General features: G+C 63.2%; 16 protein-coding genes, 2 tRNA genes and 1 pseudogene. 4 read left to right on the top strand and 15 right to left on the bottom strand.

All coding sequences use genetic code 11. The features are described from left to right. Positions 1-233: 233 nt before the first annotated feature. Both thrS and DW171_RS05435 read right to left on the bottom strand, forming a co-directional pair. Positions 234-1,997, bottom strand: a complete 1,764-nt coding sequence (thrS, locus tag DW171_RS05430; protein WP_118270668.1) for a threonine--tRNA ligase — start codon at positions 1,995-1,997, stop codon at positions 234-236. A gap of 225 nt (positions 1,998-2,222) precedes the next feature. Next, a complete protein-coding gene (locus DW171_RS05435) occupies positions 2,223-2,654 on the bottom strand; it encodes a zinc ribbon domain-containing protein (RefSeq protein ID WP_055251579.1) in 432 nt (143 codons plus the stop codon). A 485-nt stretch (positions 2,655-3,139) separates the two neighbouring features. Between DW171_RS05435 and DW171_RS05440 the strand changes: the two genes are divergently transcribed. The 4 genes from DW171_RS05440 to DW171_RS05455 all read left to right on the top strand — a co-directional run bounded on the left by DW171_RS05440 (position 3,140) and on the right by DW171_RS05455 (position 7,623). After that, a complete protein-coding gene (locus DW171_RS05440; protein ID WP_118270669.1) occupies positions 3,140-4,594 on the top strand; it encodes an NAD(P)/FAD-dependent oxidoreductase in 1,455 nt (484 codons plus the stop codon). A gap of 1 nt (position 4,595) precedes the next feature. Then, positions 4,596-5,975 (top strand): NAD(P)/FAD-dependent oxidoreductase, encoded by a 1,380-nt coding sequence (locus DW171_RS05445; RefSeq protein WP_118270670.1) that lies wholly within the window; start codon positions 4,596-4,598, stop codon positions 5,973-5,975. 4 nt (positions 5,976-5,979) lie between these two features. Further along, positions 5,980-6,378, top strand: a complete 399-nt coding sequence (locus DW171_RS05450) for a DUF1667 domain-containing protein (protein ID WP_118270671.1) — start codon at positions 5,980-5,982, stop codon at positions 6,376-6,378. 156 nt (positions 6,379-6,534) lie between these two features. Continuing rightward, entirely contained in the window at positions 6,535-7,623 is a 1,089-nt protein-coding gene (locus DW171_RS05455) for a Xaa-Pro peptidase family protein (protein ID WP_118270672.1), read from the top strand. 105 nt (positions 7,624-7,728) lie between these two features. On the opposite strand, the gene DW171_RS05460 is transcribed toward DW171_RS05455, so the two are convergent. The 13 genes and pseudogenes from DW171_RS05460 to selA all read right to left on the bottom strand — a co-directional run bounded on the left by DW171_RS05460 (position 7,729) and on the right by selA (position 25,217). After that, positions 7,729-9,072: a folylpolyglutamate synthase/dihydrofolate synthase family protein gene (locus DW171_RS05460; protein ID WP_117773596.1), complete on the bottom strand. Its 1,344-nt coding sequence runs from the start codon at positions 9,070-9,072 to the stop codon at positions 7,729-7,731. Positions 9,073-9,352: 280 nt separating this feature from the next. Continuing rightward, on the bottom strand, positions 9,353-12,049 hold the full coding sequence (locus tag DW171_RS05465) for a valine--tRNA ligase (protein WP_118270673.1): 2,697 nt from the start codon (positions 12,047-12,049) through the stop codon (positions 9,353-9,355). 287 nt (positions 12,050-12,336) lie between these two features. Then, complete coding sequence (gene clpX, locus DW171_RS05470) at positions 12,337-13,749, bottom strand: ATP-dependent Clp protease ATP-binding subunit ClpX (protein WP_118270674.1); 1,413 nt, start codon at positions 13,747-13,749, stop codon at positions 12,337-12,339. Between the two features lies 1 nt (position 13,750). Next, on the bottom strand, positions 13,751-14,371 hold the full coding sequence (locus DW171_RS05475) for an ATP-dependent Clp protease proteolytic subunit (RefSeq protein WP_022095182.1): 621 nt from the start codon (positions 14,369-14,371) through the stop codon (positions 13,751-13,753). 163 nt (positions 14,372-14,534) lie between these two features. Next, on the bottom strand, positions 14,535-15,827 hold the full coding sequence (gene tig, locus DW171_RS05480) for a trigger factor (protein ID WP_233539109.1): 1,293 nt from the start codon (positions 15,825-15,827) through the stop codon (positions 14,535-14,537). An 88-nt stretch (positions 15,828-15,915) separates the two neighbouring features. Further along, positions 15,916-15,999: transfer RNA gene (locus DW171_RS05485), tRNA-Leu, on the bottom strand. Positions 16,000-16,139: 140 nt separating this feature from the next. Beyond that, complete coding sequence (locus DW171_RS05490; RefSeq protein WP_369832467.1) at positions 16,140-18,350, bottom strand: xanthine dehydrogenase family protein molybdopterin-binding subunit; 2,211 nt, start codon at positions 18,348-18,350, stop codon at positions 16,140-16,142. Between the two features lie 177 nt (positions 18,351-18,527). After that, a pseudogene (locus tag DW171_RS10425) lies at positions 18,528-18,971 on the bottom strand ((2Fe-2S)-binding protein); the annotation flags it as partial. Further along, the gene (locus tag DW171_RS05495; protein WP_118270681.1) at positions 18,971-19,873 is read right to left on the bottom strand and encodes a xanthine dehydrogenase family protein subunit M; all 903 of its coding nucleotides are present in this window, start codon (positions 19,871-19,873) and stop codon (positions 18,971-18,973) included. The pseudogene DW171_RS10425 and the gene DW171_RS05495, both read right to left, overlap by 1 nt. Before the next feature lie 132 nt (positions 19,874-20,005). Next, the gene (gene gdhA / locus DW171_RS05500; protein ID WP_117646557.1) at positions 20,006-21,361 is read right to left on the bottom strand and encodes an NADP-specific glutamate dehydrogenase; all 1,356 of its coding nucleotides are present in this window, start codon (positions 21,359-21,361) and stop codon (positions 20,006-20,008) included. A gap of 262 nt (positions 21,362-21,623) precedes the next feature. Continuing rightward, positions 21,624-21,720, bottom strand: a tRNA-Sec gene (locus tag DW171_RS10160). A 72-nt stretch (positions 21,721-21,792) separates the two neighbouring features. Then, positions 21,793-23,763, bottom strand: a complete 1,971-nt coding sequence (gene selB / locus DW171_RS05505; protein ID WP_118270677.1) for a selenocysteine-specific translation elongation factor — start codon at positions 23,761-23,763, stop codon at positions 21,793-21,795. Beyond that, positions 23,760-25,217 carry an L-seryl-tRNA(Sec) selenium transferase gene (gene selA, locus DW171_RS05510; RefSeq protein WP_117876828.1) on the bottom strand — a complete coding sequence of 486 codons (1,458 nt, stop codon included), beginning with the start codon at positions 25,215-25,217 and terminating at the stop codon, positions 23,760-23,762. Before selA ends, selB begins: the two co-directional genes overlap by 4 nt. Between the last annotated feature and the right edge of the window lie 120 nt (positions 25,218-25,337).

The raw sequence follows: 25,337 nt of genomic DNA on the forward strand, positions 1-25,337 counted from the left end.
TACAGTTTTTTGTATCTTTCGACGTTGCTCATTATACGAGCAAACTGCTCGCGTTTTCCCAGATTGCACAAAATGCGCCGCGAATGGGTGCATCTCCATACGCCTCTACAAAAACCTGTACCTTTTTGCACAACAAAAAAGCCGCTCTAACCAGCGGCTTTTCTTCTATAGACAACAAAAAAGGCGACCGCCCTATAGGACGATCGCCTTTGTTAATTCTTGTATTGTTTGTGCTAGGCGCGAGTCTTGATCTCCTCGAGCACCTTGGCCACAAACTCATCAACGCTCATCTGAACGGTCTCGTTGGAGCGATCGCGGACGGAGATGTTGCCGACCTCGACCTCCTTCTCGCCCAGGATGAGCATGTAGGGCACGCGGTCGATGCTGCGGGCCTCGCGGATCTTGTAGCCGATTTTCTCGTCGCGGTCGTCGCAAACCACGCGAATGCCGGCCTCCTCCAGCTTGGAGCACACCTCGTGAGCATAGTCGCGGCTCTTCTCGGACACGGGCAGGGCCTTGACCTGCACGGGAGCCAGCCAGGTGGGGAACTTGCCCGCAAAGTGCTCAATCAGAATACCGATGAAGCGCTCGATGGAGCCAAAGCATACGCGGTGCAGCATGATGGGGCGCTTCTTGGTGCCGTCTGCGTCCACGTACTCCAGATCAAAGTTGAGCGGCATCTGGAAGTCGAGCTGGACGGTGCCGCACTGCCAGGTGCGGCCGAGCGAGTCCTCCAAGTGGAAGTCGATCTTGGGGCCGTAGAAGGCGCCGTCGCCCTCGTTGACCTCGTAGTCCATGCCCAGCTTCTCCAGAGCGGTGCGCAGGCCCTCCTCGGCGCGAGCCCAATCCTCGTCCGAACCCATGGAGTCCTCGGGGCGGGTGGAAAGCTCAACGTGGTACTTAAAGCCAAACTTCTGGTACACGGAGTCGATAAGGTTGACCACACCCACGATCTCGTCGGTCAGCTGGTCGGGGCGCACAAACAGGTGGGCGTCATCCTGGTTAAAGCAGCGCACGCGGAACAGGCCGTGCAGGGCGCCGCGCAGCTCGTGGCGGTGCACCAGGCCAATCTCGCCGGCGCGGATGGGCAGCTCGCGATAGGAATGCGGCTTGGAGGCGTAAACCAGCACGCCGCCCGGGCAGTTCATGGGCTTAATGCAGTACTCTTCGTCGTCGATGACGGTGGAGTACATGTTGTCCTTGTAGTGGTCCCAGTGACCCGAGGTCTTCCACAGCTGCTTGTTCATGATGAGCGGCGTGGAGATCTCCACGTAGCCGGCCTTGTGGTGAATCTCGCGCCAGTAGTCCAGCAGCGTGTTCTTAAGGATCATGCCGTTGGGCAGGAAGAACGGGAAGCCGGGGGCCTCGTCGCGCATCATAAAGAGGTCCATCTCGCGGCCGATCTTGCGGTGGTCGCGCTTCTTGGCCTCCTCCAGCATGTGCATGTGCTCGTCGAGCTCCTCTTTGGTGGCAAAGGCGACGCCGTTGATGCGCGTGAGCATCTTGTTGTCCTTGTCGCCCTTCCAGTAAGCGCCCGAGACGCCGGTGAGCTTAAAAGCCTTGAGGGCCTTGGTGTAGCAGATGTGGGGGCCAACGCACATGTCGATGTAGTCGCCCTGCTGGTAGAAGGTGATGCGGGCGTCGTCGTCCAGGTCGCCGATGTGCTCCACCTTGTACTTCTCGCCGCGCTCCTCCATAAGGGCGATGGCCTCGGCACGGGGCTTCTCGTACACGGAAAACTTGAGGTTCTCCTTGACGATCTTCTTCATCTCGGCCTCGATCGCGGGGAAGTCGTCCTCGCTGATCTTGACGCCCTCGGGCAGGTCGACGTCGTAGTAAAAGCCGTTGTCGGTCGCGGGACCGTAGGCAAAGTCGGCCTCGGGGTACAGGCGCTTGATGGCCTGCGCCATGATGTGCGCGGCGGAGTGGCGGATGACGTGCGTGACCTCGTCCTGCGGGAGCTCGGCCACCGAACCGTCATTGTAGAGTGCCTTCATGGGTATGTTTTCTCCTCTCGGATGCCTGATGCAAGTGCGTGCGATGCGCTCGGCGTTTTAACTTGCATCATTATAGGCAGGTTGCCTTGGTATACAAGCGCCCGCCGCACCTTAATGGCACGGCGGGCGATTTTCTACGCATGCTTCATCGTGTGGGGCGAGACTGCGGGGCGCGCGTGGCTTGCGGCGTGTCCGTGGCTTGCGGCCGGCCCGGCGATGGATGCGTTACTGGATGCGAGTTCGGCAGTAGGGACAGACCTTCCAGTGCGCATCGAGCGGGCGATGACAGCTGGGGCACACGTTGCGAACCTGGGTGTCGCACACGGGGCAGACGACGAAGTCTTTCTCGATGGGCGCGCCGCACTGCGGGCAGGTGCCGTACTGGGCAAGCTGGCGCTCGCGCAGGGCCATGTCCAGCTCCTGCTCCTCGCGGTCGGACGCATAGGAGTGCGGGCGCAGGACCAGGTAGGCGATGAGACCCACAAACGGGATGAGGGCGATAATGCCCCACGCCACGTAGGCGCTGGCGCCGCGGCGACGAGCGTCGATGAACACATAGACGACCGACAGCACATACAGGGCGATGATAAAGCCAACGAAGGCATAGACGACGCCCATAAGCTGCGGCGACATGAGCTCGGAGATGTACTTGGACATTACGGGTACCTTTCGGGATATTAACAGTCCGGTCAAGTTTACCACGGGGTTTGTTTATATGGGACTACGGCTGGGTACGGGGCTGGCGCGGACACAAACATCTCAATCTGTAACAGTTAGGAGCGGAATCCGGGTCTAGATGTTACAGATCGAGACACAGGGGTCCCTCCCCGACTTCAATCTCGATCTGTAACATCTTGGGCACCAAAACCCCTCTTACTGTTACAGATCAAGACATTCAAAATCCGCCGGAAGGTTTGTCTTGATCTGTAACATCTAGAACCCAGATCGTCAGCTAACTGTTACAGGTCGAGACGAACGGTTGCCGCAGCTGTCGACAGACGAGGTCAACATCCGTGCTGGGCCGACCCTCGTCTGCCGTTGGCGGGTGTTGCGGGGCTGTTCGCCGCATTGCCGCCGCGCTGGGGATGTATAGACCGTAGGATAGTCTTATTGACAGCCTGTCAACTCATCTGGGAGGCACTGTGAGCGAAACGTTTGATATCGCGATTGTCGGCGCGGGCATCACCGGATGCGCCATCGCGCGGCAGCTCGCGCGATATGACCTGTCCATTTGCGTAGTCGAGGCGGCCAACGACATCGCGTTAGGGGCGTCGAAGGCCAACGGCGGCCTGGTGCACGCCGGTTACGATCCGGCGCCGGGCACGGTTAAGGCGCAGGTCAACGCCCGCGGCTGCGAGTTGTACGGTACGTGGGCGCAGGAGCTGGGCTTTCTGTTCTGCCGCACCGGTTCGATGGTGCTGGGCTTTAACGACGAGGACCGTGCGCATCTGGAGCAGCTGCGCAGCAACGGTCATGTCAACGGTGTGCCCGAGCTGTCGATCGTCGGACCCGACCGCATCCACGAATTAGAGCCACGCGCCAGTGCCGATGCAACGTGCGCGTTGTGGTGTCCCTCGACTGGGTTTGTCGACCCGTTTGAGGTTGCCATCGCCGCACTGGAGAACGCCGTGGCCAACGGGGTGACGTTTATGCGCTCCGCACCCGTGGAGGCGATTGAAGTCGCGGGCTCGGTCGACGACGCGCGCTTTACGCTGGCGACCCCCGCTGGCAACGTGCGCTGCCGTTACCTGATCAACGCCGCGGGCAACGGCGCCGCCGACATCTCGCATATGGCAGGCGCCGAGGAGTTCCAGATGGTCTGGCGCCAGGGCAACATCGTGGTGCTGGACAAGGAACCGCGCACGCTCATGCCGCTCTACCCCGTGCCGACGCCAGTGTCGAAGGGCGTTATCGTGACAGGCACCGTGCATGGCAACACCGTGATCACCGCCACGGCTGCCGTGCGCGAGCCGGGCGACACGCAGACCTATGCGAGCGATGTGAACGCGCTGCTGACCGGCGCGCGCAAGCTGGTGCCCGACCTGGACACGCGCCGCGTGGTGCGCGCGTTTGCCGGCGGGCGTCCGGTCATTCAGGGGACGAACGACTTCTTTATTGGGCAGTCGGCCGTGGTGCCAAGGCTTTTCCAGGCGGCGGGCATTCAGTCGCCGGGCGTGGCGAGCGCGCCGGCCATTGCCGAGCGCATGGAGCTTGTGATGCGTGAGGCGGGCGTGGAGCTGCACGAGCGGACGGACTGGAACCCAATTCGCCGCGAGCCGGACGACTTTGACCGCGCACCGCTGGCGCGTAAGGAGGAGCTGATCGAGTCCGATCCCGCGTGGGGACAGATTGTCTGCCGCTGCGAGACGGTGCCCGAGGCCGAGATTGTGGCCGCGATTCGGCGCCGCCCGGGCGCGGTTTCGGTCGAGGGCGTCAAGCGCCGCTGTCGTGCCGGCATGGGTCGGTGCCAAAGCGGCTTTTGTCAGAGCCGTGTGGTGGCGATTCTGGCGTGCGAGTTGGGCTGCGATCCCAGCGAAGTGCTGTTGGAGGATGCCGGATCTTGGCTGGTCGAGGGGCCTTTGAAGGGGGTGCGCTAGGATGGCGACGATCGATGTGCGCGGCGGACGCGCGGAGGCCGGAACCGCAGAGGTCGGAGCTGCAGCGCCCGTGCAAACGCAGGCCTTCGACGTGGTCGTCATCGGAGGAGGCCCCGCCGGCATGGCTGCCGCGCTGGCCGCGCATAAGGCCGGAGCGCGCGTGGCCATCGTGGAGCGCGAGCAGCACCTGGGAGGCATCCTGCGCCAGTGCATCCACCCCGGCTTTGGGCTGTCACACTTTAAGCAGGAGCTCACCGGCCCCGAGTATGCGCAGCGCTTTATCGACCAGGTGCGCGCAACCGACATTGCGCTGTTCCTGAACAGCATGGTGATTGGGATTGATTCAGGCGAGCCTACGGAAGGCGCAGCACTCCACACCGTCACGCTCATGAGCCCCGCCGACATGCTGCGGCTCACCGGACGCGCGGTCGTCCTTGCCATGGGATGCCGCGAGCGCACCCGCAGCGAGATCAAGATTCCCGGTAGCCGTCCCGCCGGCGTGTTTACGGCCGGCCTGGCGCAGCGATACATCAATATCGAAAATCTCAAACCCGGCTCGCGCGCCGTCATTTTGGGTTCAGGCGATATCGGGCTCATCATGGCACGTCGCTGCACGCTCGAAGGGATTTCGGTCGAGGGCGTGTACGAGCTCATGCCGTACGCCAACGGTCTGCGCCGCAATGTGAAGAACTGCCTGGACGATTTTGGTATTCCGCTGCACCTATCCACTACCGTGACGCGCGTGATCGGGCACGATCGCGTGGAGGCCGTCGAGGTGAGTCAGGTCGACGAGCACCTGGCACCCATTCTGGGGACCGAACGCATTGTTCCGTGCGACACGCTGCTGCTTTCGGTGGGCCTGATTCCCGAGAACGAGCTTTCGGTTGCCGCAGGCGTAGAGCTTGACCCACGCACACGCGGCGCCGTGGTGGACCAGAGTCTGCAGACGGGCGTGCCGGGCATATTTGCCTGCGGCAACGTCCTGCACGTGCACGACCTGGCCGACAACGTAACGACCGAGTCCGAGCGCGCCGGTGCGGCTGCGGCGGCATGGGCGCTGGGTGGCGGGGCCGAAACGAACGCGGTCGCGGACACGAGCTGCGAGCTCACGGTCTCCCCTGCAGGCATTGCGGGATACGCGCTGCCAGGACGCATTACGACGACGGCGCTCACCAAGCTCAACTTCCGCGTGCACCGACCGGTCGACGCCGCCCGCGTACGCATTCTGGCAGGTGGCGAGGAGCTGTTTGCCGGCAAGGTCCGCCCGTTTAAGCCGAGCGTCATGGAAAACTTCCCGCTGCCGGCAAAGGTAATTCAGCGCGCACTCGACCTGGGTGCCAGCGAGATTGTCCTGTCCGTCGACCCCGTTGAGGAGGCGTAAGGCCATGAGCATAAACGCGATCGAAACGCTGCAGTTCAACTGCACCACCTGCCCATCCGAGTGCCTCCTGACCGTAGAGGTGAAACGCGACACAGACGGCGCCGTGGCAGAGGTGCGCTCCGTAACCGGCAACAACTGCCCGCGTGGCGACAAGTTCGCACATCAGGAGCTCACCTGCCCCATGCGCGTGCTCACCACCACCGTGGCTGTATCCGGCGGCGACGAAGCCCTGCTCCCCGTGCGCACGGCCGAAGCCATCCCGCTGGCACTCCACGCCCAAGCCATGGCCCTCATCCGAGGTCTAGTCGTCAACGCCCCCATCCGCATGGGCGACGTCGTGCTGGAAGATCTTCTCGGCACCAACATTGACCTAGTCGCCAGCATGGACATCGACCCAGCCTAAGCAGCTAATTAGGGACGGAGCTCTTTTAGCTACTTTTGTCTGCATGCCTGCCAGGCTGGTCATGCTAAGGAGTGTCCCAAGGTGCCGACATAAAAGGAACGTCCCTATGTGCCGGGCTTGGGATACCATGGTGGCAGCCTAGCGAAAGGATGTTTCATGGCACATGTCGATGACCAGCGCGTGGCGCGCGTGCTCGATGCGCTCGAGGCTCAGCACCCCGGTGCGCAGCTGCTCGTGAATGACCCGTGGTCGATCTATTACCTAACCGGCTTTTATGCCGATATGTTCGAGCGTTTTTGCGGCGTGCTGCTCGCGCGCGGTGCCGAGCCGGTGATCCTAGTCAACGCCCTGCACCAGCTGCCAGAGTATGACAATGCCCGCGTCGCCTACCACACCGATACCGATATCGTGACCGATGCCATCGCTCGCGAGATCGATCCGACCAAGCCGCTCGGCATCGACACCGTCATGCGTTCCGGCTTTTTGATGCCGCTCATGGAGCGCCACGCCGCAAGCGAGTTTTTCCTGGGTGACTTTGCCGTCACCGCCGCACGCACCTACAAGGATGCCGCCGAGCAGGAGCTCATGCGCGCGTCCTCGGCCGCTAACGATGCCGTGATGGCCGATGTTATCAAGCTCGTCCACGAGGGCGTGACGGAGCGCGAAATTGCCGACCAGATGCTCAGTCTGTATCGCAAGCACGGCTGCGAGGGCTTTAGCTTTCCGCCCATCGTGAGCTTTGGCGCCAACGCCGGCGACCCGCATCACGAGCCCGACGATACCGAGCTTAAACGCGGCGACGTGGTGCTGTTCGACATTGGCGGACGCCATCGCAACTACTGCTCGGACATGACGCGCACGTTCTTTTGGGGCGAGCCGGACGAGGAGACGGCGCGCATCTACGATATCGTGCGCCGCGCCAACGAGGCCGCCGAGGCGCTCATCGCACCGGGCGTGCGCATGTGCGACCTGGACCGTGCCTCGCGCGACGTGATTGAGGACGCGGGCTACGGCGAATACTTTACGCATCGCCTGGGACACTCGATCGGCCTGCAGGACCACGAGCCAGGCGACGTCTCGCTCGTCAACGAGCAGGTCGTGGAGCCGGGCATGACGTTCTCCATCGAACCGGGCATCTACCTCCCCAGCCGCACCGGTGTCCGCATCGAGGACCTGGCCCTGGTGACCGAGAACGGCGTCGAGATTCTCAACGCCTACCCCCACGATCCGGTCCGCCTAGACTAGGCACGCCACCAAAGCTCCCCTAGAAGTTGCGGTGGAATACGGACTGTTTAAGGCTTCTAGCCCATAAAACAGTCCCTATTTCACCGCAACTGATGAGGGGATGGGTTAGCGCAGCAAGCCTGCCACTTCGCCGGCTAGGGTAATGGTGCCGGCTGCTACGAAGGGCTCGCCCGCGGCCTCGAAAGCTGCGAGGGCCTCGGATACGCTGGGGTACACGCCCGCGAGCTTGTCAGCGTCCACAAGGGCGGCGAGCTCCTCTGCCGGCAGGGCGCGATCGGAATCGGTCTGCGTCACGACCACACGGGGGAAGGCCGGAATCAGCACGTCGACGATGCCAGCCACGTCCTTGTCGGCCAGCGCGGCACACAGCAACGTGGGGCGGTTCTCCACGCACGGATCGATCTCGTCCAGCGCGCTCACAAAGTTCTCGCAGCTCTGAGGGTTATGGCAGGCGTCAATCAGCTTAAGCGGATCAGTTCCCAGCACATCAAATCGGCCCGGCGTGGGGCAGCCCATAAGCGACGCATCGAGCTTGTCATGATCGAGCTCGCGACCCAGATACCCCTCGCACAGCATAATCGCGCACGCGGCATTCTGCGGCTGATAGGCCGGCTTGACCATGCTCGACGTATAGATCGCACGCGGCGTGGTGCAGCTAAACTCAACCGTATTGCCCACGTGCTCCGGCACTTTGGTCGTGGCATGGTTCACTACGAGCGGCACAATGCCGCACTCGCGACAACGTGCATCCATCACGCGCTGAACACTTGCCTCATGCGTACCCTCGCCCAAAACAACCAGGCGCCCAGGCTTAATAACCGCAGCCTTCTCCACCGCAATGGCCTCGAGCGTATCTCCCAGAATGCGTGTATGGTCGAGCCCGATGCCCGTAATGGCAACGGCGACGGGATCGGTCGCACTCGTGGCGTCCCAGCGTCCGCCCATGCCGACCTCGAGCACAGCAACATCCACCGCGGCCTCGGCAAACACGACAAGTGCGGCAGCCGTCAGCAGATCAAACGGCGTGATGGCATAGGCACGCTCCCCCGCCGCCACACGACGGGCATTCACGCGATGTCCCGCCTCAACAGCGGCGGAAACGCCACGGGCAAAGGCCTCATCGCTCACGACGCGCCCATCGACCTCCATGCGCTCGGGATAGCGCACCAGCTGCGGCGACGTATACAGCGCGGTCTTTAACCCCTCACCACGCAAGATAGCAGCCGAAAAACGCGTGGTCGAAGTCTTGCCATTGGTACCGGCAACCTGAATGCAATCGAAATACTCATCCGGACGTCCCAGCTCATCGAGCATATCGACAACCGTCTCGAGCAGAGGACCAGCATCCCCAGAAATCCGCCCCGTATCAGCAGCAAGTCCCACAGCCTCATCAAACGAAAGCAGCTCAAACGAGAAAGGAACGACATACGACCCCGAACGCTTAGCCATAACCCAAAGTCCCCCATAACAGAAAAAGAGGCCCATCAAAAAGAATGAGCCCCTCACGTTGACAATATCAGCCTTTACCCGCTTGCAGCGAGATCAAGGCCACAACCCAGTGGCCCTAACACGCCAGATGCAAACAACAACGTAAACGAACTAGGAGCGGCCCGATGCTTTGCTCGCCGCAAGTTCCGCACGCAAAGGACAGCACTTAATGTGCTGTCCGTCTTGCGCAGGACTGTCCGCAGCGGAGAGCAAAGCATCGGGACGCGCCCCCGAGTGAACCTTACGAGAAGTCAGCAACCTGAGCAGTCAGCGCCGCCAGGATCTCCTTGAGCTCAGCTGCACGGTCCCTCTTCTTCTGCACCACCGCGGGCGCGGCCTTGGCCACAAAGCCCTCGTTGGCAAGGGTCTTCTCGCAGCCGGCAAGCTCCTTCTGAGCCGTGGCGATCTCCTTCTCCAGGCGCGCCTTCTCGGCCGAAAGATCAACCTTGCCCTCGAGCACCACAAAAACCTCGACGCCGCTGTCGACCACGGCAATGCTCGCAGCCGGCTTCTCAACGTCGGTACCCATGACCAGCGAAGCGGTGTTGGCCAGCGGCTCAATGGTCGAGCGCAGGCTCTCGAGCTTCTCGATGTCCTCGGCACCGGCGCGCACGACCACGTCGAGCTCGGCCTTGGGGCTCAGGCGATAACGCGAACGCGTGGCGCGGGCGGCGGAAACGACGGTACGGCACAGCTCAAACGCGCGCTCGGCAGGCTCATCGACATACTTAGCGTAGTCGGCGGGCTCGGGCCACTTGGCGATCATGAGCGCCTCGGCGCGGTCCACGTTGCCCTCGGCGTCCAGGTCGAGCACGCTCGCCGGCATGTTGTCCCAGATCTCCTCGGTGACAAACGGCATAAGCGGGTGCATCAGGCGAATGGAGGTGTCGAGCACAAAGATCAGGTTGCGCTGAGCTTGCAGACGGTCCTCGCCCTTCAAGCGGGCCTTGGTGACCTCGACGTACCAGTCGCAGACCTCGTTCCAGAAGAACTGCTGCACGCCGCGGGCCATATCGCCAAAGGTGTAGCTCTCAATGCCCTCGGTGACCATCTTCACGGCCTTGGCCAGGCGGCTGAACATCCAGGCGTCGGCCGGCGTCTCCACGACGGGCTCGCCGGGCGTGTAGCCCTCCATGTTCATGAGCAGGAAGCGGCTGGCGTTCCAGATCTTGGTCACAAACGACTTGGCCTGCTCGGTGCGCGGGCTGTCGATGAGCTTCTTAGTCTTCTTGTCGATGTTCGCGTCGAACTTGACGTCCTGGTTGTTGGTGCACAGCGTGAGCAAGTTGTAACGCATGGCGTCGGCACCGTACATGCCAATGAGGTCCATGGGGTCAACGCCGTTGCCCTTGGACTTGGACATGCGGCTACCGTCCTTGGCAAGGATCGTCGGGTAGATGACGACGTCCTTAAACGGCACCTCGTCCAGGAAGTACAGGGAGCTCATAACCATGCGGGCGACCCACAGCGCGATGATGTCGCGCGCGGTGACCAGCGCCGTCGTGGGGTGATGTCCCTCGAGCAGCCCCGGCTTTTGCGGCCAGCCCTGCGTGGCAAAGGTCCACAGCTGCGAGCTGAACCAGGTGTCCAGCACGTTCTCATCCTGATGCACGTGATGGCCGCCGCACTTGGGGCACACGTCGGTGTCCTCGGTCAGGGCGTCCTCCCAGCCGCAGTCCTCGCAGTAGAACACGGGGATGCGGTGGCCCCACCACAGCTGGCGGCTGATGCACCAATCCTTAAGGTTCTCCATCCAGGTGGTGTAGGTCTGCGTCCAGCGCGCGGGGTGGAAGGTGACCTTGCCGGAGTTGACGGCGTCGAGCGCCGGCCCCTTGAGTTTGTCGACGGCCACAAACCACTGCTCGGACAGCCACGGCTCCAGCGCGGCGTCGCAACGGTAGCAGTGCATGACGGAGTGGTCGTGCTCCTCGACGTGGTCGAGCAGGTCATGCTCCTCAAACCACTTGATGACGGCCTCGCGGCACTCCTCGCGGGTCATGCCGGTAAACTCGCCGTAGCCCTCGACGACCACCGCGTGTTCATCGAAGATATTGATCTGCGGCAGGTCGTGAGCCTGACCCATAGCGTAATCGTTGGGGTCGTGGGCAGGGGTGACCTTAACGAAGCCGGAGCCAAAGTTGGCGTCGACATGCCAATCCTCAAAGATGGGAATCTCGCGGTCGACGATGGGGAGTTTGACGGTCTTGCCCACAAAGGCGGCCTTCTCGGGATCCTTCGGGGAGACGGCGACGCCCGTATCGCCGAGCATGGTCTCGGGGCGCGTGGTGGCGACGACGATGTAATCCTGGCCGTTGACCGGCTCGGTCAGCGGGTAGCGCAGGTGCCACAGGTGGCCCTTCTCGTCCTTGTACTCGGCCTCGTCGTCCGAGATGGCGGTGGTGCAGTTGGGGCACCAGTTGACGATGCGCTTGCCGCGGTAAATCAGACCGTCGTGGTACCAGTCGCAGAAGACCTTACGCACGGCCTGGGCGTAATCCTCGTCCATGGTGAAGCGCTCGTTGTCGAAGTCGACGGAGCAGCCCATGCGCTTGATCTGCTCGACGATAATGCCGCCGTACTCGTGGGTCCAATCCCAGCAGGCGTCGACAAACTTGTCGCGACCGATCTCCAGGCGGCTGATGCCCTCGCTCTTGAGCTTCTTGTCGACCTTGGTCTGCGTGGCGATACCGGCGTGGTCGGTGCCCAGCACCCAGCGCGTGGACTTGCCGCGCATGCGGGCCATACGGATGATGGCGTCCTGGATGGAGTCGTCGGTGGCGTGGCCCATGTGGAGCTTGCCGGTCACGTTGGGAGGCGGAATGGTGACGGTGCAGTCGCCCACGCCCTCACGGCGCTTGTAGTAGCCGCCGTCGAGCCACTTCTGCAAGATCGCCGGCTCGTTGGTCGACGGATCGTAGTTCTTGGGCATTTCTTCCATATATCTCTCCCTTGCCCATCGGGGAGGAATGTAGGCCCGATTTTCGCTCGGTCAAGTCCTGGGCTCGCTCGAAGACCACATTAAGTGGTCTTCGGCTCGTGCGGAATCTACGAAAATCGGGCCTACATTCCTCCCCTTAGGTATCGATTACTTCAGTCTGATATGACTTCGCTGAGGCTTAAACAAACACACAGAATAACACAGGTAGTTGGGTGTTTTGCGTATATATAAAATAGCCTCCGACCGTGGATGGTCGGAGGCTATTTGCAAGCACGTTTTTGGCTGGTTTACCCGTAGATGCGTTGGGGCTGTTCTTCGCCCTTAACCGCCGCTTCGGTCACGATGACCTTGGCGACACCCTCCTCGCTGGGGAGGTCGAACATCGTCTGCTGCAGCACGTCCTCGCAAATGGAGCGCAGGCCGCGAGCGCCGGTCTTGCGGGCGAGCGCCATACGGGCGATCTCGTGCAGGGCCGCGTCCTCAAACTCAAGATCGACGTCCTCGAGCTGGAACATCTTGCGGTACTGGCGCACCACGGCGTTCTTGGGCTCGGTCAGAATCGACACCAGGTCGTCCTCGTCGAGCGCCTGCGTCTGGGTGACGACGGGCGTACGGCCCACGAACTCGGGGATCATGCCAAAGGCGTTGAGGTCCTGCGGGAGCACCTGACGCAGTAGGTCGTTCTCGTCGACCGAGGTGGGACCGGCGATCTCGGAGTTAAAGCCCACGCCCTTGTTGCCCACGCGATCGGCAATGATCTTATCCAGACCCACAAAGGCACCGCCGCAGATGAACAGGATGTTGGTCGTGTCGATCTGTAGCAGCTCCTGCTGGGGATGCTTGCGGCCGCCGGTAGGCGGAACGCTGGCCACCGTGCCCTCAAGAATCTTCAGCAGCGCCTGCTGCACACCCTCGCCCGAGACATCGCGGGTGATGGAGAGGTTCTCGGCCTTGCGGGCGATCTTGTCAATCTCGTCCACGTAGATAATGCCCACCTGAGCGCGCTCAATGTCGCCATCGGCAGCATTGATAAGCTTGAGCAGAATGTTCTCCACGTCCTCGCCCACGTAACCAGCCTCGGTGAGCGCGGTGGCATCGGCGATGGCAAACGGCACCTCGAGGATGCGCGCGAGCGTCTGGGCCAACAGGGTCTTGCCGGTACCGGTGGGACCGAGCAGCAGGATGTTGGACTTGGCGAGCTCCACCTCGTCCATATCGTCGTCAAACTGACCGCCCATGCCCGATGCCTCGTCAAAGGCAGACACCGCGGCGCCGCCCTCGATCACGCGACGATAGTGGTTGTACACGGCAACCGACATGGCGCGCTTGGCGTCCTCTTGGCCCATGACATAAGCCGAAAGCTCGTCATAGATCTCGTGCGGCGTCGGCACGTGCGTGATGACCTGGCGGTCGTCCTCGAGCTCAAAGCCCTCGGTCTCGGGGTCCACAGCGGGCTGCCCGGCAGCCTGGCCGTGGTCGTTGAGGAAGCCCGGCAGCTTGCCATTGCGGGCAGCGTCCATAAAGTCCGAAGCCAGCGACTCCTCCAGAATCTCGGAGCAGGCGGCGACGCACTCGTCACAGATAAAGATGTTGGTCGGGCCCTTTACGAGGCGTCGGACCTGGCCCTGCTCTTTTCCGCAGAAGGAGCAGCGGATGGGGTTGCCGTTCTCGTCAAAGTTGTCCTGCATGTTTCCTGCCATCCTAGGCGTCCTTCGCGGCGAGATCGCGAGAGGTGACGATACGGTCAATCAGGCCGTAGTCGAGGGCCTCGGCAGCGGTCAGGTAGTTGTCGCGCTCGGTATCGGCCTGGACCTTCTCGATGGGCTGGCCCGAGGCATCGGACAGGATCTGGTTGAGCTCGCGACGGGTCTTCTTGATCTCCTCGGCAACGATCTCGATCTCGGTCTGCTGGCCCTGGGCACCGCCGCTGGGCTGGTGAATCATGACCTTGGAGTGCGGCAGGCAGAAGCGCTTGCCCTTGGCGCCAGCCGAAAGCAGCACGGCGGCCATGGACGCAGCCATACCGACGCAGATGGTGGAGACCTGCGGCTTGATAAAGTTCATGGTGTCAAGAATCGCCAGGCCGGAGTAAACCTCGCCGCCGGGCGAATTGATGTAGAGCGAGATATCCTTCTCGGCATCCTGGCTCTCAAGATGCAGTAGCTGGGCAACGACCAGGTTGGCGCTGACGGAGTTGATCTCCTCGCCCAAGAAGATGATGCGATCGTTGAGCAGGCGCGAATAGATATCGTAGCTGCGCTCGCCGCGCGGCGTCTGCTCGATAACGTATGGCACGAGGGCGGAATCGAACTTAGCGATCATACGCATCTCCATTTCTCTCTTGCGGACCAAATTGGTTCTAGATAAACGTACGGTGCCCGCATGCTATGCATTGGCTGGCACCGTACGAAGCAACCGGATAACCGGCTTATAACTTTACCCCATCACGGGCGCATGCATGCGCTCGTGGACAAGGTGGCGAGAATTACTCGGCGTCCTTGGCGGTCTCGTCGACCTCGGTCACCTTGGCGTTCTCGACCAGGTGATCGACGGCCTTGGAGCGACGGATGGACTCACGGACGGCAGGCATGCGGCCATCGGCGATGAACTCGGCCTTGGAAGCCTCGACGTCCTTGACGCCGGCCTTCTCGAACTCGGCGTTGATGTCGTCCTCGGTGACCTCAATCTTGAGCTCACGGGCGAGGGCGTCCAGAGCCAGGGACTCACGGGCAACGTCGTTGGCCTGCTTATGCAGGTCGCCGATGAACTGCTCCATGGTCAGGCCGGAAGCGGGCAGCCAGGTGTCCAGCGTCATGCCGCGGGCAGCGAGGTTGGACAGGAAGTTCTGGCCAAGCTCCTCAAAGACGGACTGCTCGTAGTCGGCGTCCATCTCGTCGAGCTGCAGACGCTCGGCGAGAGCGGAGACGCAACGGTTCTCCTTCTCGGCCGGCAGGCGGGAAGCCTTGTCCTGCTCGATCTCGATCTTGATGGCGTCGCGCATGGCGTCGATGCTGTCGAAGCCGAAGTCGGACTTGACAAGCTCGTCGGTGAGCTCGGGGGTGTTGCGGACCTTGATGCCCTTGACGGTGACCTCGACGGTGTGGGTCTCGGCCTCCTCGACCTCGTCGGTCCAGGTGACGGTCTTGACGTCGTCAACGTTAGCGCCGATCAGGGCCTCGTTGAACTCCTTGGGGTTGCTGTCGCTACCGGCGATGAGCATGCGACCCTCGGCGGCAAAGTTGTCGGCGTTCTCGACGGCCTTGAGGTCGACGGTCACATAGTCGTCAGCCTCGACGGCGCGACCCTCGACGTCCTCGAAGGTGGCACGGTAGTTGAGGAGCATCTCGACCTGGTTGTTGATCTCGGACTCGGTGACCTCCGCAGGGGGCATCTCGATCTCGACAGCGTCGAAGGAGGAGAGCTCAGCAGCAGGACGCAGAGAGAACTCGACGGTGTAGGTGTAGTCCTCGTGATCCTTGGCGAGGTCGAGCTCCTTGTAGTCACCGTTCTTGGTGGGGACGATGTCCAGCTCGTTGAGGACGGCGGGCTCGTTGGTGGCGATCAGGTCGTTGGTGGCCTGAGCGAGGGTAGCCTCGGCGCCAAGAGCGGAGTCGATGACCGGACGGGGAGCCTTACCGGCACGGAAGCCCGGGAAGCGGTACTTCTTGGCGGTGTCCTTGTAGGCCTTCTTGATCGCGGCGTCGACGTCGGCGGCCGGGATGGTGACCGTAGCGGTGAGCTTGGCGTCCTTGACGTCAGAAGCGGTGATGTTCAACACGTTCCTCCTCATACTGCCCAGCTTATCTGAGGTGCTGGTACCTTTATGCAACAAAGTGTCGCGACGGCCAGAGCCGACGCAGATGCGTTGGTGCGGGCGAAAGGACTCGAACCTTCACGGGAATCCCACCAGAACCTAAATCTGGCGCGTCTACCAATTCCGCCACGCCCGCATGAGCGCACAGACTAGGAATGATAGCAGATACGAACGACAAGCGCACGCACACCTTTTACAGGCTCACGACCTCACCACGAGTGCAAAAGGCGGGGCGAGTTGTCCCGTCCCGCCAACTACGACTTGTTAGATGACCCGCTACTCCCCCAGCAGAGCCTTCTCCGGTGTGATGGGCAGCGAGCGCACCTGGTGGCCGGTGGCGTGTGCGACGGCCGAGGCCACGGCGGCGAGCGGCGTGTTGATGACGACCTCGCCGATCGACTTGGCGCCAAACGGACCCGTCGGCTCGTAGCTCGGCTCAAAGGCCACGCGAATGCTGCCGATATCCAGGCGCGTGGGCAGCTTGTAGCTCATAAAGTTGCCGGTGCGCAGGCGGCCACGGTCGTCGTGCTCGACGATCTCGTAGAGCGCATGACCGATACCCTGGGCAATGCCGCCCTCGGCCTGGACGCGCGCGAGCGCCTCGTTGATCACGGTGCCGCAGTCGACGGCCGCCGCGTAGTCCACCACGGTCACCTTGCCGGTGGCCTTGTCGACCTCGACCTCGGCAATGCCGGCCATAAACGGCGGGGGCGAAACGGGCAGGCAGGCAGAGGCGTGCGAGGTCAGCGCGTCGCCGCCCGCGATGTTCTTGACGCATAGGTTGGCAAATTCGCGCAGCGTGAGGTAGCGGTTCTGCTCACGAGCGGCACGCTCGTCGGACAGGCGCACGTACTGGCCGTCGAAGACCACGTCGGCGGCGTCAACGTCCCACATCTGAGCGGCCTTGGCGCAAATCTTCTCGCGCAGCTCGGTCGCGGCGTTCTTGGCGGCAAGGCCCGTCACGTAGGTACCAGAGCTCGCGTACGAGCCGGCGTCGAACGGCGACAAGTCGGTGTCCACACCGCGCACCACGATCAGCGAGCTCTCCACGCCCAGCTCCTCGGCGGCAATCTGCGCCAGGATCGTGTCGACGCCCATGCCGTTATCGGTGGCGCCGGTGCCGATGGTAATGAAGCCGTCCTCTTCCAGGCGCATGTCAATGCCGGCGATATCCACGTTGGAGATGCCCGAGCCCTGCATGGTAAGCGCGCAACCCAGGGCGCGCACGCGGTCGCCCAGGTCCACGGCCAGCGGCTTGTCGCGCCAACCGATCATGTCCATCGCGCGCAGCAGGCAGCGGTCGAGCGCGCAGGCGTTGAGCTTCTCGTTGTAATACTGCGGCATGATCTCGCCCTCGCGCACGATGTTCTTAAGGCGCAGGTCGGCGGGGTCCATGTGCAGCATGTCGGCGAGCTCGTTGACGGCGCTCTCCACGGCAAACTGGCCCTGGGTGGCACCGTAGCCTCGATACGCGCCGCCGCGGTTGGTATTGGTGTAGACGGCGTCCCAGCTAAAGCGGCTCGCCTTCACGTGGTTGTAGATGGGCAGGCTCTTGTGGCCCGAGAGGCCGATCGTCGTGGTAGCGTGCTCGCCGTACGCGCCGGCGTTGGACAGCGTGTGCAGATCGATGGCCGTGATGGTGCCGTCGTTCATGGCGCCCAGCTTAACGGTCATCTGCATCTGGTGGCGCGAGTTGCCCGCAGTGATGGTCTCCTCGCGGGTGTAGCAGCAGTAACTCGGACGGCCGGTCTGCTGGGTCACAAACGCAACAAAGATCTCGCAGCAGCCCGTCTGCTTGGAGCCAAAGCCGCCGCCGATGCGCGGCTTAATGACCTGCACCTGCGACTGCGGGATATCGAGCGACTGCGCGACCATGCGGCGCACGTGGAAGGGCACCTGCGTGGAGGTGGTCACCGAAATGCGCCCGAACGCGTCGGTCGTCGCAAAGGCGCGGAAGGTCTCCATAGGCGCGGTCTGCGTGGCCTGGCTGGTGTAGGTGCGCTCAAAGACGATATCGCTCTGGGCGAAGGCCTCGTCAAGGTCGCCAAAATCGCTGGCACCGCTGCACACCAGGTTGCGCGGGACATCGCCGCCCTGCGGGAACATAAAGGTCACGTCGCCCTCGGGGTGGACCACGATGTCGTTATCGAGTGCCTTGGTAAAGTCGAGCAGCGGCTCGAGCACCTCGTAGTCGACCTTGATGAGCTTGAGTGCCTTATCGGCGGCCTCCTCGGTTTCGGCGGCAACGATCGCCACCTCCTCGTTTTGGTAGCGCACGAGGTTCTCGAGGATCAGACGGTCGTAGGGACTCGGCTGCGGATAGCTCTGACCGGCGATGGTAAAGCGGCGCTTGGGCACGTCCTCGTAAGTGTAAACGCCCACGACGCCGGGCACCTTCAGGGCGCGCGACGTATCGATGGAGCGGATCTTGGCGCGGGCATAGGGGCTGCGCTTGAGTTTGACGATCAGGGCGCCGGCGGGCACCATATCGCCCGTGTAGACGGGACGGCCCTCGAGCAGCGCCTTCGAGTCCTTCTTGGGCTGCTTATGGGTGATCTGCTTGTACGAGACACCGTCGCAGCTGGTGTCGTTGACCGGCAGCTCGGGCATCTCAAAGCCCACCTGCACGCCGGACTCGTTGAGGAAGCGGACAATGGCGCGCAGCTGGCTCTCGTAGCCGCTGCAACGGCAGAGGTTGCCGGCGAGCTGGCGCGACAGCTCCTCGCGCGTGGCGACGAGGCTCGGGTCCTCCTTGGCGGCGCGGGCAAGCGCCAGCACGTTCATGATGAGGCCGGGAGCGCAAAAACCGCACTGCTCGGCACCTTCGGCAGCCATGGCGCGGGCAAGCGCCTCGGACTCAGCCTTGAGACCCTCGAGCGTGGTGATGGTATGGCCCTCGACGCGCGCGGCGGGAACCGAGCAGCTCAGCACCGGGTAGCCGTCGAGCCACACCGTGCACAGGCCGCAGTTGGTGGTCTCGCAGGCGCAGCGCACCGACGCGCAACCCTGCTCACGCAAAAGCGAAAAGAGCATGGTATCGGGGGCAATCTGAACCTTGACCTTGCGGCCGTTGAGCGTAAAGGAAAGATCGATGAGTTTGGTAGCCATTAGCGCACCTCGCTAGAATCGACGCCGGGCACGCGGCGGCAGGAATACTCGTCCGTGGCAAACTTAGGAATCTGCACGGTCTCGAGCTCGCGGGCAAGCGCGGCAGAAAGCTCGATGCCGGCGGCACGACGCACGGCCTGGACGGCGAGCGGTGCCGAGATGCGACGGCGGTACTCGACCGAGCCCCACAGGTTGGTTCCGTAGCTCAGGGCACGCACGGATGCAGCAAGGGCGCGAAGCTCGTCCTCGGAAGGCTGCTCGCTGGAAAGGCCACATGCCTCGCCCTGCAGCAAGGTAGCGCGCAGCGGGCGGGAGCCCACGGTGACGTGCCAGCTGTTGTCCCACCAGGCGGCGGTGACGTTTAAGGAGGGGAAGTCGGTCGCGGCCTTGCGCACGGCCTCATAGCTCGCGCGGTAATCGTGCTTGACGACCACGACATGCTCGATCACGTCACGTACGTAGCCCATGTCCACGAACTCCGCGAGCGGCACGCGACCGGCGCCCGTCAGCTCAACATAGGAATCGAGCGCCAGGAAAGCCGAGAGCACGTCCGAGAAGCCAAAGCGGCCGTAGATGCTGCCGCCCACCGTAGCGGTATTGCGCAGCTGCACGCCCACGATGTCGTGGACGGCGAACTCAAAGACATTGTTGACAAGCGCGTTGAGCCCGGCATGACGCTCGAGCTGGCGCAGGGTGCACATGGCACCGATGCGAAACTCGGTCTCGGTCTCCTCGATCTGATCGAGTCCGCAGGCCGAAAGGTCAATCGCCGTCGCCACGCGACGCGAACCCAGGCGCATCCAGATGCCGCCGCCCACAATCTTGTTGTTACGGTTCTTCTGTAAGAGCTCATAGGCTTCGGCCGCGTTTCCAACACGGACGTAGGTACCGAACTTGAGCACGTTCTCCCCCATCTCTTTACTTGTCCAGTACCCCTAAGTGTACCAAACGAGGGCGCACGGCCCTCACCACCATAGAAAAAGGCTCCCAGCACAAATGCTGGGAGCCTCATCAGGTGCTATGTCGAGCTGGGCTTAGCAGACGCCCTGAGCGAGCATGGCGTCGGCGACCTTCAGGAAGCCGGCGATGTTGGCGCCCATGACAAAGTTGCCCTCCTGGCCGTACTCCTTGGCGGTGTCGTCCACGTTGTGGAACATGCCGCGCATGAGCTGCTCGAGCTTGCCGTCGACCTCCTCGAAGGTCCAGGACAGGTGCTCGGCGTTCTGGCTCATCTCCAGGCCGGACACGAGCACGCCGCCGGCGTTGGCAGCCTTACCGGGCATAAAGGCGACGCCGTTCTCTTGGAAGTAGGTCGTGGCCTCGATGGTCGTGGGCATGTTCGCGCCCTCGCCGACCACCTTGCAGCCGTTGGCGACGAGCGCCTGGGCGTCCTCGAGCAGCAGCGTGTTCTCGCGGGCGCAGGGCAGGGCGATGTCGCAGGGCAGCTGCCACACGCCGCGGCCGTCGCCCTCGTGCCACACGGCACCGGGCTTCTCGTCAACGTACATGGCGAGCGTGACGCCCTTGTCGTGGCCGGAGCGCTTCTGGTTGTAGACGTGCTCGAGCACGGAGTAGTCGATGCCGTCGGGATCCTCGACCCAGCCGTGGGTGTCGGAGCAGGCCAGCACCTTGCCGCCGAGCTGCGCGACCTTCTGGACGGCATAGATAGCAACGTTGCCGGAACCGTGAACGACGACGTTCTTGCCCTCGAAGGAGTCGCCGCGGCTCTTGAGGTACTCGTCCACAAAGTAGACCAGGCCGTAGCCGGTGGCCTCGGTACGGGCGAGCGAGCCGCCAAAGGAGAGGCCCTTGCCAGTGAGGACGCCGGTCCACTCGTTGGTCAGGCGCTTGTACTGACCGAACATGTAGGCAACCTCGCGGCCGCCAACGCCAAGGTCGCCGGCGGGAACGTCGGTGTTGGGGCCAATGTGGCGATAGAGCTCGGTCATGAAGGACTGGCAGAAGTGCATGATCTCGTTGTTGGACTTGCCCTTGGGGTCAAAGTCGGAGCCGCCCTTGCCGCCGCCCATGGGAAGGGTGGTCAGGCTGTTCTTGAGGATCTGCTCCAGGCCCAGGAACTTAAGCATGCCCAGGGTGACCGTCGGATTAAAGCGCAGGCCGCCCTTGTAGGGTCCAATGGCAGAGTTGAACTCGACGCGGTAACCGCGGTTGACCTGAACCTTGCCCTGGTCGTCGACCCAGGGAACACGGAACATGACGATGCGCTCGGGCTCGACGAGGCGCTCAAGCAGGGCGGCCTCCTCGTACTCGGGGTGGGCGTCGAGCGCCGGCTGGATGGTGCCGAGGATCTCGGTCGCGGCCTGGATGAACTCAGGCTGCTCGGGATAGCGGGCCTTGAGCTCGTCGAGAACTTTCTGCGTGTAGCTCATGCTTCCTCCAATGATGGGAAAGAAAAGTGTCGGTCGCGGCACCCTATGCGCCGCGAGCTTTATCGAGTATGGATAATATCGCACTGTTGCCGCAAAGTTACGAATAAGACCGCGGGCGGATGTTTCATTTTGATTACGATGCAGGTAGATGCGTTTTTGAGCGCCTGACGTGCAAGTTGCGTGTTTCGAAGCTGTTTCCCGCACGTTTCAAAACCACCACAAAGGGGACAGGCACCTTTGTGGTGGTTTTGGCGAGATACGTTGGCGGGAACGTATGTGAATCGAACACATCCAAGACGTTTTGCACGCCTCGCAACGGTTTTGAGGACCGCGGGGCCCACCGGAGCCCATCCGTTCCCAAGCGTGGCGGTATTTTACCAAACCGAACAGCCCGCAACTGCAAGGAGGACCAGGGCAGCGATGCAAAGCCCCTAACGCAGCGATCTTAGGCCGCCGGCATCCTTGTCGAGTGCGGTAAAGCGCACGGCATCCAGGTGCTCCAAGATGCTGATCGCTCGCTTGCGCGACACACCCAAGGCCTCGCGCAATACACTCGTGGTGGTAGCGCCGCCGGCAGCCTCGATAGCCGCAAAAACAACCTCACGCGCATGGGCCTCGGCGGCGGCGGACAAGGCAACGTCGTGCTCGACCTTAACGATCGAGTGGTTGAGCGAAAGCTCGCGCAGCGCACGCGTCATGGTGTCGCGATCGAGTTGCAACTGCTGTCCCAGCTCGGGCAGCGTCGGCGCGTCGAGGCCGGCCTCATCCAGCAGGGCCACAATGCGATGGCTAGCCTCGCGCACCACGCGTAACGCCGCAGCGGCGGAATGCGAGTCGAAGACCTCGGCACCGTCGATGGCGCAGATGCCGCGCGCACAGCCCTCGAGGATGAGCGCGGAGGCGACATCTTCGCCCGCTTTCGGCCAGGCGACATGCACAACCTCGCCCGGCGTGAAACCCGTCTGCTTGGGCGCGGCCTCATGCATGGCGGCAAGCGTGTCGGCGAGCGCGGTGAGGGCGGCATCGAGCACGGCGGGGGCGGCATAGAGCTCCTCGGTCGAGTGCTCCGGATGAAGGGCGACCGCATCGCCCGACGCCACCGCGGCGAGCAGGAGCCTTACGGCCTCGGCACCGGAAAGATCGATCGCACGGGCGACATCGGCTGCCGGCACGGGCAGGCGCTGGATACCGAGCCACGCGGCGACGGTCGATGCGAGGTCGCCCGCATCGAGAGCCGCGAGAAGCGAGCGCTCAGCATCCGTGAGCTCGCGCGAGCGGCGGCACTGCGAAAGCAGCACGCGTCCGCCGCCGATAAGCACCACCGGCGAGAACGCGAGCACGATGAGGCCGTCGCCCGAGCGCACGGGAAGACGCTCCTCCAGGCGGACCTGTACGATGCGGGTCTCGCCGGCCTCAATGGGTCCCTCGCCCTCCATGAGCATGATGCGCCCGATGACATCGGCCGTGCCCGCCATCACGTGGACGCGCGCGCCGGACTCGAAGGGCACGGGCTTGGCGCCCTCGCGCCCCAGATAGGTGAAGCGCGCGATAAGCCTAAGCGTCGAGCCCTCGGCGCTCGGTCCGCAGACGACCTCGCCGCGGGGCAGGACATCGACCCCGTCGCCCACGATGTTGAGGGCGACGCGCTGGCCGGGAAGCGCGCGCGGCGTGTCGCCGTGCACCTGAATCGCGCGCACGCGACAGCGCACGCCCGCCGGGCTCGAGACAAGCTCGTCGCCCACCATGATGGGGGCGTCGTGAAGCGTTCCCGTGACGACGGTGCCCGAGCCCTTGATGGAAAAGCAGCGGTCGATGGGCAGACGCGGGGCCAAGCCGGGGCGCTCGGAGCGCTCGGCGGATTCAGCCAGAAACGCGTCGATCGCGGCATCGATCGCCCCGCGCACGTCCTCGACGCCCTCGCCCGTGCGCGACGACACGGGGACCACGGGGGCATCGGAGAACACGGTGCCCGAAAGGAAATCCATCACATCGAGCTCGGCGAGCTCCGCCGTCTCGTCGTCGGCCAGGTCGCGCATGGTGAGCGCGACGACCATGCGCGTCACGCCCAACAACTCGAGAACGTGCACGTGCTCGCGCGTCTGCAGCATCACGCCCTCAACGGCAGAAACCACCAGCACTGCCACGTCGATGCCCGTGGCGCCCTGCACCATCGCGCGCAGGTAGTGCGCATGCCCGGGCACGTCGACCAGGCCGACAAGCTTGCCGCTCGGCAGCGCCAACTCTCCAAAACCGAGCTCCGTGGTCATACCGCGGCGCTTCTCGACCTCCAGACGGTCGGGATTTTTTCCGGTCAGCGCCTCGATGAGGGCCGACTTTCCATGGTCAACGTGTCCCGCCGTTCCAACGACAACGGGACATTCGACAAGCTCACGCGCCGTCATCGACGCAAACCCGCCCGCACGGCATCCGTCAACGCAGACGCACACAGGTCAAGGTCGGTATCGTGCAAAAGCGTGCGGACGTCAAACAGCACCTGGTCGCGCTGCACGCGCGTCACAACCGGCGTATCGGGTTCTTGAACCATGGCGCGCTTTAGGCCATCGGCGGACAGGCGCCCATCGGCGGGACAGACGGCAACGCAAAATGTTGGGAGCTCGACGGTCGGCAGCGAGCCGCCGCCGGGGGCAGAGGCGCCCTCGACAACCTGCAATTCCACCGCCTCCTCGCACTGAGCCTCGCGAAGTTTACGCAGCATGCGGTCGCGCAGGCGCTTGGCCTGACGCTCGAGCGGAGCCGGCGCGCCGGATAGCATGTTGAGCACCGGAATCTCCCGATGTGCCGTATCGGAACCGGCCACATACAGGCGCAGGGTGGCCTCGAGGGCCGCGAGCGTGAGCTTGCCGGGGCGAAGCGCGCGCATCAGCGGATGCGAGGCACAAGTGGCAATCGCCTGGTCGCTGCCGAGAATAATGCCCGCCTGCGAAGCACCGAGTAGCTTGTCGCCCGAGCACGAGACAAGGTCAGCGCCGGCGCAAAGCGAGGCGGACGTGGACTTCTCCCCCGCATCGGCGAGCACCCCGTCTGCAAGCAAAGCACCCGAGCCTTGGTCCTCGTAAAGCAAAAGCCCGTGCTCATGCGCCAGCGCAGAAAGCTCCGCCACGGAAACCTCCTCGTGGAAGCCCTCGATGCGGTAGTTGGAAGGATGAACCTTCAGGATCATCGCCGTGTTGGGCGTGATGGCGCTTCGATAATCATCCAGATGCGTGCGGTTGGTCGAGCCCACCTCGACAAGCTTGGCGCCCGAGGCCGCCATGATGTCGGGAATGCGGAAGCTACCGCCCACCTCGACCAGCTCGCCGCGACTCACGATGACCTCTTTGCCGCACGCATGCGCGGCAAGCACCAGCAGCACCGCCGCGGCGTTATTGTTGACGACCAGGGCGTCCTGCGCCCCCGTGAGCGTGCGCAGCAGACGCGCGGCATGCTCTTTGCGGCCCCCGCGAGCGCAGGTTGAGACGTCATACTCAAGCGTGCTGTAGCCGCGAGCGACATCGGTCACCGCCCGCACCGCCGCGGGCGCGAGCGGAGCGCGGCCCAGGTTGGTGTGAATCACAACGCCCGTCGCGTTAACGGCAGGGCGCAGGGTCGGCAGCGACAGGCGGTGGCACCGCCGCTCGATAGCCAAGGCGAGCTCGCGCTTATTCCTAGCGGGGGCGCCAGAGCGAATCGCCGCGCGCTCGGCATCGAGCTCGGCGTCAATCGCCTCGCGCACCAACGTGTCGCCCGCATCGCCGGCAGCCTTCATGACCGGCCACTCGGCCAGCAGCTCGTGCACGGCGGGAATGGAGCGCAGGCGGTCGCGCACCTCGGCAGGCATGGATTCGCAGTCGCTCATGGAAAGCCCTTCGACATAATCAATAAAAAGCAGGCCCCCCTTGGTCGTCATCGGCCAAAATGTGACGACGCGAATACAAAAGGGACAGGTCCATTATGGCAGCTCGCGACAAGACGGCGC

Source organism: Collinsella sp. AM15-2, assembly GCF_003471985.1.
In the GTDB taxonomy this organism is placed as follows: domain Bacteria; phylum Actinomycetota; class Coriobacteriia; order Coriobacteriales; family Coriobacteriaceae; genus Collinsella.